The 9237-nt window shown below is 73.2% G+C and carries 9 protein-coding genes; 6 read left to right on the forward strand and 3 right to left on the reverse strand.

The annotated features are described in order from the left end of the window. Positions 1-124: 124 nt before the first annotated feature. The gene (locus tag AB0C69_RS31965) at positions 125-580 is read right to left on the reverse strand and encodes a hypothetical protein (protein ID WP_360358707.1); all 456 of its coding nucleotides are present in this window, start codon (positions 578-580) and stop codon (positions 125-127) included. Positions 581-735: 155 nt separating this feature from the next. Between AB0C69_RS31965 and AB0C69_RS31970 the strand changes: the two genes are divergently transcribed. The 6 genes from AB0C69_RS31970 (at position 736) to AB0C69_RS31995 (ending at position 5795) form a co-directional block, all read left to right on the forward strand. Next, complete coding sequence (locus tag AB0C69_RS31970) at positions 736-1386, forward strand: DUF998 domain-containing protein (RefSeq protein WP_360358708.1); 651 nt, start codon at positions 736-738, stop codon at positions 1384-1386. 57 nt (positions 1387-1443) lie between these two features. Continuing rightward, positions 1444-1815, forward strand: a complete 372-nt coding sequence (locus tag AB0C69_RS31975) for a YciI family protein (protein WP_360358709.1) — start codon at positions 1444-1446, stop codon at positions 1813-1815. Further along, positions 1812-3053: a DUF6596 domain-containing protein gene (locus AB0C69_RS31980; protein WP_360358710.1), complete on the forward strand. Its 1242-nt coding sequence runs from the start codon at positions 1812-1814 to the stop codon at positions 3051-3053. The genes AB0C69_RS31975 and AB0C69_RS31980 overlap by 4 nt, the downstream gene beginning before the upstream one ends. A 109-nt stretch (positions 3054-3162) precedes the next feature. Continuing rightward, entirely contained in the window at positions 3163-3495 is a 333-nt protein-coding gene (locus AB0C69_RS31985) for a metalloregulator ArsR/SmtB family transcription factor (protein ID WP_360358711.1), read from the forward strand. A gap of 34 nt (positions 3496-3529) precedes the next feature. Beyond that, positions 3530-4216, forward strand: a complete 687-nt coding sequence (locus tag AB0C69_RS31990; RefSeq protein WP_360358712.1) for an NAD(P)H-dependent oxidoreductase — start codon at positions 3530-3532, stop codon at positions 4214-4216. 151 nt (positions 4217-4367) lie between these two features. Then, positions 4368-5795 carry a sigma-70 family RNA polymerase sigma factor gene (locus tag AB0C69_RS31995; protein ID WP_360358713.1) on the forward strand — a complete coding sequence of 476 codons (1428 nt, stop codon included), beginning with the start codon at positions 4368-4370 and terminating at the stop codon, positions 5793-5795. 54 nt (positions 5796-5849) lie between these two features. Here the strand turns inward: AB0C69_RS31995 and AB0C69_RS32000 are convergent, their stop codons facing one another. After that, positions 5850-6626, reverse strand: coding sequence for a CAP domain-containing protein (locus AB0C69_RS32000; protein WP_360358714.1), 777 nt, complete (start codon positions 6624-6626; stop codon positions 5850-5852). Between the two features lie 974 nt (positions 6627-7600). Then, positions 7601-9237 (reverse strand): SseB family protein (locus AB0C69_RS32005; RefSeq protein WP_360358715.1); only part of this gene is annotated, 1637 nt, incomplete at its 5' end.

Consider the following 9237-nt stretch of genomic DNA (forward strand, 5'->3'; position numbering starts at 1 on the left):
GGCCGCGTTCCAGGGCGTTCCAGTCGGCGGGGCCGGTCGGGGGGGGGCGCGGGGGGGGTGGGGGGGCCCCGGGCCGGGGGGGGGGCGGGGCGGGGGCCCCCCCGCTTCTGGTCGTCGTTGCGGGTCAGATGCGGGTCATGGCGGACCTGTATCCGCCGCCGCCGGGGTAGACCCATTCGCCGGTGAGGGCGTTGCCGTCAGGGCTGAAGGTGCCTTCGAAGTAGGCGGGGCTGCCCTTGGCGCCGCCCCAGATGGTCAGTTTGTCGCCGGTCAGCTCGTAGACGTAGTCGAGGGTGTTGCCGAGCGAGTCGTAGTACCGCGACATCACGTCCTCGCCGGCGGGTTCGCCGAACGGGCGGAGCTTGCCGATCACTTCGATGCCGGTGACCGGTTCGCCGAACTGGGTGAGGTCGACGTGCTGGAGCAGGAAGTAGCGGCCGGGCATCCACTCGTAGCGGACGGTCCCCTCGGCGCCGCCGGTGACCTTCCAGGTGCCGACCAGGCGGTCGAGGGCCTGAACCTCGGCGCTCGGCTGGTCGCTCTCGTTCGGAACGTTCTCGTTCGGGCTCTTCTCGGACATCGTGTCCTCCTCTTCGCGGGTGTTCGCCGGTACCTCGGAGCCCCCGGACGCTTTCGGACATGACACCGATGTGGCGTAGGTCACTTCTGCGGGACGTCGAGATCCGGGGCCCGGTCCCGAGGTAGCGGCGAGAACCCATCGACGAGGAGGAATCCATGACCACCGCCATCGCCCCTTCGGCCGGCGTCCGCCGGACGTCCCGCGTCCTGGTCGCCGGCGCCCTCGCCGGGCCGCTGTTCTTCGCCTCGGCCGTCACCCAGATGGTCATGCGGGACGGCTTCGACATCAGGCGGCACCCGATCAGCCAGCTCGCCACCGGTGATCTCGGCTGGATCCAGATCGTCACGTTCGTGCTCGCCGGGCTGGGCGGCGTCGCCCTGGCCGTCGGCCTCAGGCGCACGATCACCGAGGGGGCCGGGCGGCGGGCGCTGCCCGTCCTCGTCGGGGTCTTCGGGGCCGGGCTGGTGGCCGCCGGGCTGCTCCCGATGGATCCGGAGAACGGCTTCCCGGCCGGCACACCGGAGGGGCCGGTCGACCAGATGTCCTGGCACGGGGTCGCGCACTCGGCCGCGGCGGCCGTCGCCTTCACGGCCCTCGCCATCGCGGCCGCCGTGATGACCGTCCGGTGCGCGCGCCGTCGGGCCGTGCGGCCGGCCGTGCTGAACGGGGCCGTCGCTCTCGTCCTGCTGGTGCCCATGTCGCCGGATCACATGAGCCTGCAGATCGCGCTGAACGGCCTGGTCGCCTTCACCTGGACGACCGTCGTCGCGCTGTCGCTGCGCCGCCGGGACATGCACCCGGGCTGACCTGGCTGTACAGCGGGAACCCGGCTCGTGCACTGTGGGACCAAGGGGAGGATCGCCATGAAGTACCTGCTGCTCAGCTACACCCCGGCCGCCGCCTGGGACGCCGCCACCGCCGACGCTCCGTCGGAGGAGGCGCTCGCCGCGTTCGCCGAGTACCAGAAGGTCGAGCGGGAACTGACCGAGACGGGCGAGTTCGTCACCAGCGAGGGGCTCGGCCACCCGGTGGTCAGCACGACGGTGCGCCGGGCACCGGACGGCGTGGTCGCGACCGACGGGCCGTTCGCCGAGCTCAAGGAGGTCCTGGCCAGCTTCGCCGTGATCGACGTCGCGGGCCGGGAACGCGCCGTGGAGATCGCTTCGCGGATCGTGGAGGTGCTCGGCGAGCCGATCGAGATCCGGCCGATCATGGGGGAGGAGTTCGCGGCGTGAACGGCGACGTCGAGCATCTGCTGCGCGCGGAGGCGCCGCAGGTGCTCGGCGCCCTGGTGCGGCGCTTCGGACGCTTCGACATCGCCGAGGACGCCGTCCAGGAGGCCCTGCTGGCGGCGAGCGAGGACTGGCCTGCCCGGGGCGTGCCGGAAGACCCGCGGAGCTGGCTGATCAGGATCGGCTACCGGCGCATGGTGGACCTGCTCCGCTCCGACCGGGCGCGGCGCCGGCGGGAGCACGAGGCCGGGATGACCGAGCTGGCCATGGGGGCGCCGGCCCGCCGGGCCGGTCCCCCGCCGGAGGTCGACGACAGCCTCACGCTGCTGATGCTGTGCTGCCATCCCGCGCTGAGCACCACGTCGCAGGTCGCGCTCACGCTGCGCGCGGTCGGCGGCCTGACGACCGCCGAGATCGCGCACGCCCACGGCACGACCGAGGCCACCATGGGGACGCGGATCAGCCGCGCCAAGCAGCGGCTGGCCCGCGCGGGCGCCCGCTTCACTCCCCCGACCGACGCCGACCGGGACGCGCGGATGGCCGCCGTGATGCGGGTGCTCTACCTCGTCTTCAACGAGGGCTACACGGCCACGGCCGGGCGGGAGCTCGCCCGCGTCGACCTGACGCGGGAGGCGATCCGGCTGGCCCGCATGCTCCACGCCTCGCTCCCGGGCGACGCCGAGGCGACGGGCCTGCTGGCGTTGATGCTGCTCACCGATTCGCGGCGCCGGGCCCGCACCGGCGCCGACCGCGAGCTGGTGCCGCTGGACGAGCAGGACCGCACGCGCTGGGACCCGGACCTGATCCGCGAGGGCACCGCGCTGATCGACGGCGTCTGGAACCGCGGCGCGGCGGGCCCGTACCGGCTTCAGGCGGCCATCGCCGCCGTGCACGCGGCGGCCGCGTCGCCGGAGGAGACCGACTGGCCGCAGATCGCGATGCTGTACCTCTGGCTCGAACGCCTCACGCCCACCGCGCCGATCCGGCTCAGCCGCGTGGTGGCGGTCGCCCGAGCGTTCGGACCGGCCCGGGGCCTGGCCCTTCTGGACGACCTCAACGGCCGGCACCGCCTGGACCGCGACCCCCTCACGCGGCAACGCGAACGCGCGGTGCGCGCCCACCTTCTGCAGATGACCGGCGACGACGCGTCCGCCGCCGCTCTGTACCGCCAGGCGGCCGCCCTGACCGAGAACCAGGTGGAGCAGCGCTACCTGCTCGGCAAGGCCGACCGCCTCGACTGACCACGGCATGTCCGGCCGCTGCGGGGGGCGGCGGCCGTGAGTCCGGCCGCCCCCCGCTCAGGTATCGAGATATCGTGGTCTGTCGGTTCGACTGTGAGGGAGATGGCTGATGGCCGCGGCGGCGGAGTTGGGGTCGGAGGAGCTGATCGACGTGTTCAAGGCCCTCGGCAATCCCGCCCGATTGCAGATCATGCAGTGGCTGAAGGAGCCCGGGCGGCACTTCGGCGAGTGGGAGCCGATCGCGGACCGCGAGGAGGTCGGCGTGTGCGTCACGCACATCCAGGCCAAGGCGGGGCTCGCCCAGTCGACCGTCTCCAGCTACATGAGCACGCTCGAACGGGCCGGGCTCGTGCGGGCGACCCGGGTGGGCAAGTGGACCCACTACCGGCGGGACGAGGAGCGGCTGGCGCGGCTGGCGGAGGCGCTCGCCATCACCATCTGATTGACGAATCGCGATATGTCGATATGATTTTCCCATGTCGACCTCGGATGCCGCTCCCCTCGCCCTGATCGTCCACGCCCATCCCGAGCCCCGCTCGTTCAGCACCGCCCAGATGACCACCGCGGCCCAGGCCCTGCGCGAGGCCGGTTACCGCGTCGACGTCCTCGACCTCTACGCCGACGCCTGGGCCCCGACCCTCGCCCGCGACGACTTCCCCTCGGTGGAGGGCCACTTCAAGCCGCAGGCCGAGCAGATGCGCGCGGTCAGGGAAGGGACGCTCGACGCGACCGTCCAGGCCCACCTCGACCGCCTGCTCGCCGCCGACCTCCTCGTGCTGTCGTTCCCGATGTGGTGGTTCTCGCTGCCCGCGATCCTCAAGGGATGGGTGGACCGCGTCTTCGCCATGGGGGCGGTCTTCGGCGGCGACCACGGTCTCTTCGAGAACGCGGCCCTCGCCGGCAAGCAAGCGATGCTGCTGTTCACGACCGGCGCTCCCAGCGAGATGTTCCAGCCTGGCGTCTTCGGCCCCATGGACGACTTCCTGTTCCACATCCATCGCGGAATGCTGGAGTTCGTCGGCTACCGGGTGCTCGACCCCGTGGTCACCTATGGACCGGCCCACATGACCGACCAGGAGCGAGCGGCGGCGCTGGAGACGGTCAGGGAGTCCGTCACGCTCATCGCGGCGGATCCCGCGTCGCGCGACGCCTCACTGGTGTGAGCCGCTCCCGCCGGTGAACCGCGGGACGCGCCGCCGGGCCGGACGGCCCGCCCGCTTGGACATGTCCTAGTTTTTCTGTAATCGACGGGAGGGTGGGGGGTCTCTTCTGGCGTGGCCGAACGGTTCGGTCCGGTGGCGCGAAGGGATGCGGATGGACGGCGGCGAGGAGCGGCTGGTCGTGGCGGCGCAGGCCGGCGACGCGGCGGCGAGGGAACGGCTGGTGTCGACCTGCCTGCCGCTGGTGTACAACGTCGTCGGCCGGGCGCTGGACGGCCACGCGGACGTGGACGACGTCGTCCAGGACACCATGCTGCGGATGCTGAACGGCCTCGGCGGCCTGCGCGACCCGTCGCGGTTCCGGTCCTGGCTCGTGGCGATCGCGATGAACCAGGTGCGGCGGCGGTGGTCGGCGAACCGGAGGCGACCCGCCGTCGGCCTGGACGCGGCGCACGAGATCCCCGACCCCGGCGGCGACTTCGTCGAGACCACCATCGTCCGGCTCGGGCTGTCCGGGCAGCGCAAGGAGATCGCCGAGGCCACCCGGTGGCTGGACCCCGCCGACCGCGACCTGCTCTCGCTGTGGTGGTTAGAGGTCTCGGGCGAGCTGACGCGCACCGAACTCGCCGCGGCCCTGGACGTGAAGCGGCGCCACGCGGCCGTGCGCGTGAACCGGATGAAGGAGCAGCTGGAGACGGGACGGCTCGTGGTCCGCGCGCTCGCCGCGACACCGCCGTGCCCGGGCCTCGCCGAGGTGACGGCCTCGTGGAACCGGCGGCCCACGCCCGTGTGGCGCAAGCGGATCGCCCGCCACGCGCGCGGCTGCGACGCCTGCCGCGCGCACCGGCGCAGGCTCGCCCCGGCGGAGGCACTGCTCGCGGGCATGGTCCTCGTCCCGCCCCCGGCCCGTCTCTCGGCGGCGGACCTGGCGAACGCCAAGCTGTCGGGCGCGGACGTCGCCCTGCACGCCTCGCGCGGGGCCCGGACGGCGGCGATCGCCGGGACGGCCGCGGTCGCGGCGGTCGCGGCGGCCGTCTGGTTCTTCGCCGTGCCCGACGACGAGCCGCCCCCGGCCGCCGCGCTCCCGAGCGCGCCCGCCGCCACCCCGAGCGCGGCGCCGACCTCCTCCGAACGTCCGTCGCCCACCCCGTCCAAGACCCGACGCTCGCCGAAGCCGCGCAAGACGTCCACGGCGCCCCTCAGCCCGGGACGCCAGGTCGTCCGCCTCGCCAACATCCAGCGGGCCAGGCACGGGTGCCGTCCCCTGCGCGAGAATCCGAGGCTGACCAGGGCGGCCCAGAGGCACTCCGCCGACATGGCGGCGCGGCGCGTGCTCTCCCACGACGGCGCGGGCGGGCAGGATCCGGGCGCCCGCATCACCGCCGCCGGATACCGGTGGCGGGCCTGGGCGGAGAACATCCAGCAGGGCGCCGCGACGCCGTCCTCGGCGGTGTCGAGCTGGATGACCAGCACCTACCACCGCGCCAACATCCTCAACTGCGACTACACCGAGATCGGCGTGGGCGTCGTGTCCGGGCCCGGCGGCCCCTGGTGGACGCAGGACTTCGCCTCGCCTCAGTGAGGCGTGCGCGCCGGACGGGTTCGCGCCCCTCCCCTGCGCGCACGCCTCCGCACGTCAGCGGGCGCCGAAGTTCTGCGTCCAGTACGGGGTCCCGGACTTGAGCGCCACACCCACGCCGATGTTCTTGAACCGGCAGTTGAGGATGTTGGCCCGGTGCCCGGAGCTGTTCATCCAGGCGGACATGACGGCGGCGGGCGTCCGCTGGCCGTAGGCGATGTTCTCGCCGTAGGTGGACCAGCGGTAACCGGCGGCGGTGATCCGGTCGCCCGGGCTCCTGCCGCTGGGGTTGGTGTGGTCGAAGAAGTCGCGGGCGACCATGTCGGCGGAGTGGCCCTGCGCGGCGGCCTGGAGGCGGGAGTCGACGGTCAGGGCCCCGCAGCCGTTCTTGGCGCGCTCGGCGTTGGTCAGGGCGACGACCTGCTGGGCGAGCGTGCCGCCGCCCACGCTGCCGCCGCCGGGCGCCGTGGAACGGGGCGCCGGCGTGACCGGCCGCTTCTTCTTCTGCGGACGCTTCGTGGTGTGCTTCGCGGGCTTCTTCGCGACGGTCGAGCGCTTGGCGGTCCTGGAAGCCTTGGGCTTGCCGGCGGGCGCCTTCGTCTTGGCGGGGGACGGGGTGGGAGCGGGGGCCGCGCGGTCGGCGACCGGCCTGGAATCGGCCGGGGCCTCCGAAGACCCGGTGACCCCGTAGGCGACCCCGGCCGTCAGGGCGACCACGCTCGCGCTCGCGCCGACGGCGGCCCACCACCGCCCGCTCGGCCGCGGCGCCCGCCCGTAGCTGCCGCGGCGCGTCCGGGGGCTCCGTCTCGACCCCGTGCTGTTCCTCTCGCTCACGTGAACCTGCCTTCCTGGTTTCCGGGGATTTGTCGGACACCTGGGAGACCCTGCGGGTACGTGCGGATAACAGAAAGCACGATCGAAATCTGAGAATCGTCCCTCACCTGCGAGAACGGACCGAGAGGCGAGCCGGCACGGACGAGGATGCGAGCGCGGGCGATGCCGACCGGTGCTGCGATAAAGCGCTTTCACTCGCTGAGATCTTGCGTATTCTCCTCGTGACGTCTGGCGCGGGGACGGAAAGGACGCGGGATGAGCGGAAGCGGCGGCAGGGCGCCATGAATCCGTACGGAGGAGGACAAGCGCCCGGACCCGGATGGCAGCCCGGACCGCCGCCGCAAGGTCCGTGGCAGCAACCCCAAGGTCCCTGGCAGCAGCCGCAAGGCCCTTGGCAGCAGGGGCAGGGCTCATGGCAGCAGCCGCAGGGCCCGGGGCGGCCCCCGCAGGGTCCGTGGCAGCCGGGTCCGCCGCGCCGGATGACGTTCGGGCGTCTCTTCAATCCGTTCGCCGTCGGGAGCGCGGTCTTCACGCCGTCCCGGCCGGAACGCGTGCACGACCCGGCGGTGAAGAAGGTGCAGATCTGGCGAACGGTCGTCGGTCTGGTCGCCGTCACGTGGATGCTGTTCTCCTACGGGCTGGCGAAGGACCCCAACGCCGTGCTGGACGACCGCTTCGCCCAGATCCGCACCACCCTCATCACGCTGGCGGTGACGTTCCCGATCGCCGTCGCCGTCTTCATCGCGGCGGCCCGTCCGCCCAACCGACGCCTGTTCCTGCGCCGCGCGCTCAAACCCGCCGGGGCGCTGCTCACGCTGGCGATAACGCTCGCCGCGCCGAGAATGGCCACGGGGCTGGGCTATGTGACCGAGGAAACCGACTGGACGGCGTCACCGTGGCGGCTGGTGCTGCTGTTCGCGATCGGCGCCTTCTCGTTGTGGTACATCCCCTTCGGCCTCTACGGCGTCGTGCAGTCACTCGTGCACGTCTTCCGGACGGCCGACCTCCACGACACGGTCCCGCCACTCCTCGCGACGCTGCTCGTCTGGGAAGTCGCCGTCTTCGACGTCTTCCAGGGCGCCTACAGCAGCGCCCCGTTCGGGGTGCGGCTGGCCTTCATCCTCGGAGCACCGCTGTCCGTCACGGCCGTGGCGATGTGGGAGCTGCGGCGTCTGCGGACGCGGCACGGCCTCACCGTGCGCGGGGCGCTGGGCCGCTGAGCCGCTGGGCGCTCCGGCGTGGTGGCGGCCCGGTTCCACGGGCGCGGGGACGGCGGGCTCGTCCGGCACGGGCGGGCCCGCGTGGCGGCCCGGGCCGGACGCGGCGGGGTCGGCCGGGACGGCGGGGGCGACCGGCACCGAGGGCGCGGACGGGGGCGGCGGCGTCGCGGCGGACGGGGGAGCGGGCGGGCCGCTGAGGGTGCGGACCTGCTCGCCCGGCATGGACGCGTCGATGGGCGTGCCCGGGTTGAGGACGAGCGTCCACGAGGCGTCCGGCCAGGCGGTGACCATCTCCAGCAGGCTCGGCATGATGAAGCGCGACGTGCCGATCGCCTCGTTCATCCACCTCAGCGACGTGAAGATCTGGATCGACGTCCGGCCGTGGACGCGGACGGGGCGCCACGGGAAGTCGGGGTCGCCGGGGACGATGCCCCACGGGGTCTCGGCGTCCACGGGGACGAGCACCTGGGCGCCGAGAATGATCTTGAAGAAGGCCTCGGTGTCGCGGCGGCGGGCCGCGTCGAAGAGGCGCTGCTCGATGTCGTTCTGGGGCTCGAAGCGGTCCGTCATCCGCTGGGCCGCGCGCTGGTCGGCCCAGGTGGCGAGGCCGGGGAGCTGCTGCGCGAGGACGGTGCCGCCCGCGGGCGAGCCGGAGTTGATGGCGAGGAGCCAGTCGGGGTCCGGCCAGTAGCGCAGCACCACGGTGAACGGCAGCGCGATGTGCTCGGTGCCGGGCCCGGACGCCTCGACCAGCCGCTCCGGCGAGGTGAAGACCGGGACGACGGTGGAGCCGTCGACCTCACGGGTCTGCCACGGGAACCCGGGGCGGCCCGGACGGAGCGAGAAGTCCATGTCGTCCGGGACGGGCAGCAGCACGTCGGTGGCCGCCAGCGTCTGCAGGAACAGGTCGTGGTCGTTGTTCGCGGCGGCCCGCAGCAGCTCGCGCTCGACGTCGTTGGCCGGCTGGAACTCCGGGCGCGGCGCCTCGCGGGGCAGCTCGCGGTGCTGGTCGCGCAGCTCCTCCCACGGCGGGGACGCGCGGCCGACCTGCGGGGGGCGGCCGTCGCCGTCGGCGACCTGCCGGACGAACCAGGACGGCAGCCGCGCCTCGATCGGCAGCGCGGCGGGGACGCCGCGCGCGGGAACGTCGACGGCGAGCCACCAGCGGTCGTCCGGCCAGGTCTCGGCGATGTCGCCGAACCGCACCGTCATGGAGTTCGCCGCGCGCCGCTGGATCCTGCCGCTGCCGGACGGGCTGGTCGACGCCTCCTCGTTCGTCCCGGCGGCCCTGGAGACCGGGAAGTACCGGGTGTTCTCCTCGAAGAGGTCGAACACGGAGGTGATCCAGCGTTCGCCGAACCAGACGCGGGGGCGGACGCCCTGGCTCTTCA

It is taken from the genome of Actinomadura sp. NPDC048032, from assembly GCF_040653175.1.
GTDB lineage: Bacteria > Actinomycetota > Actinomycetes > Streptosporangiales > Streptosporangiaceae > Spirillospora > Spirillospora verrucosospora.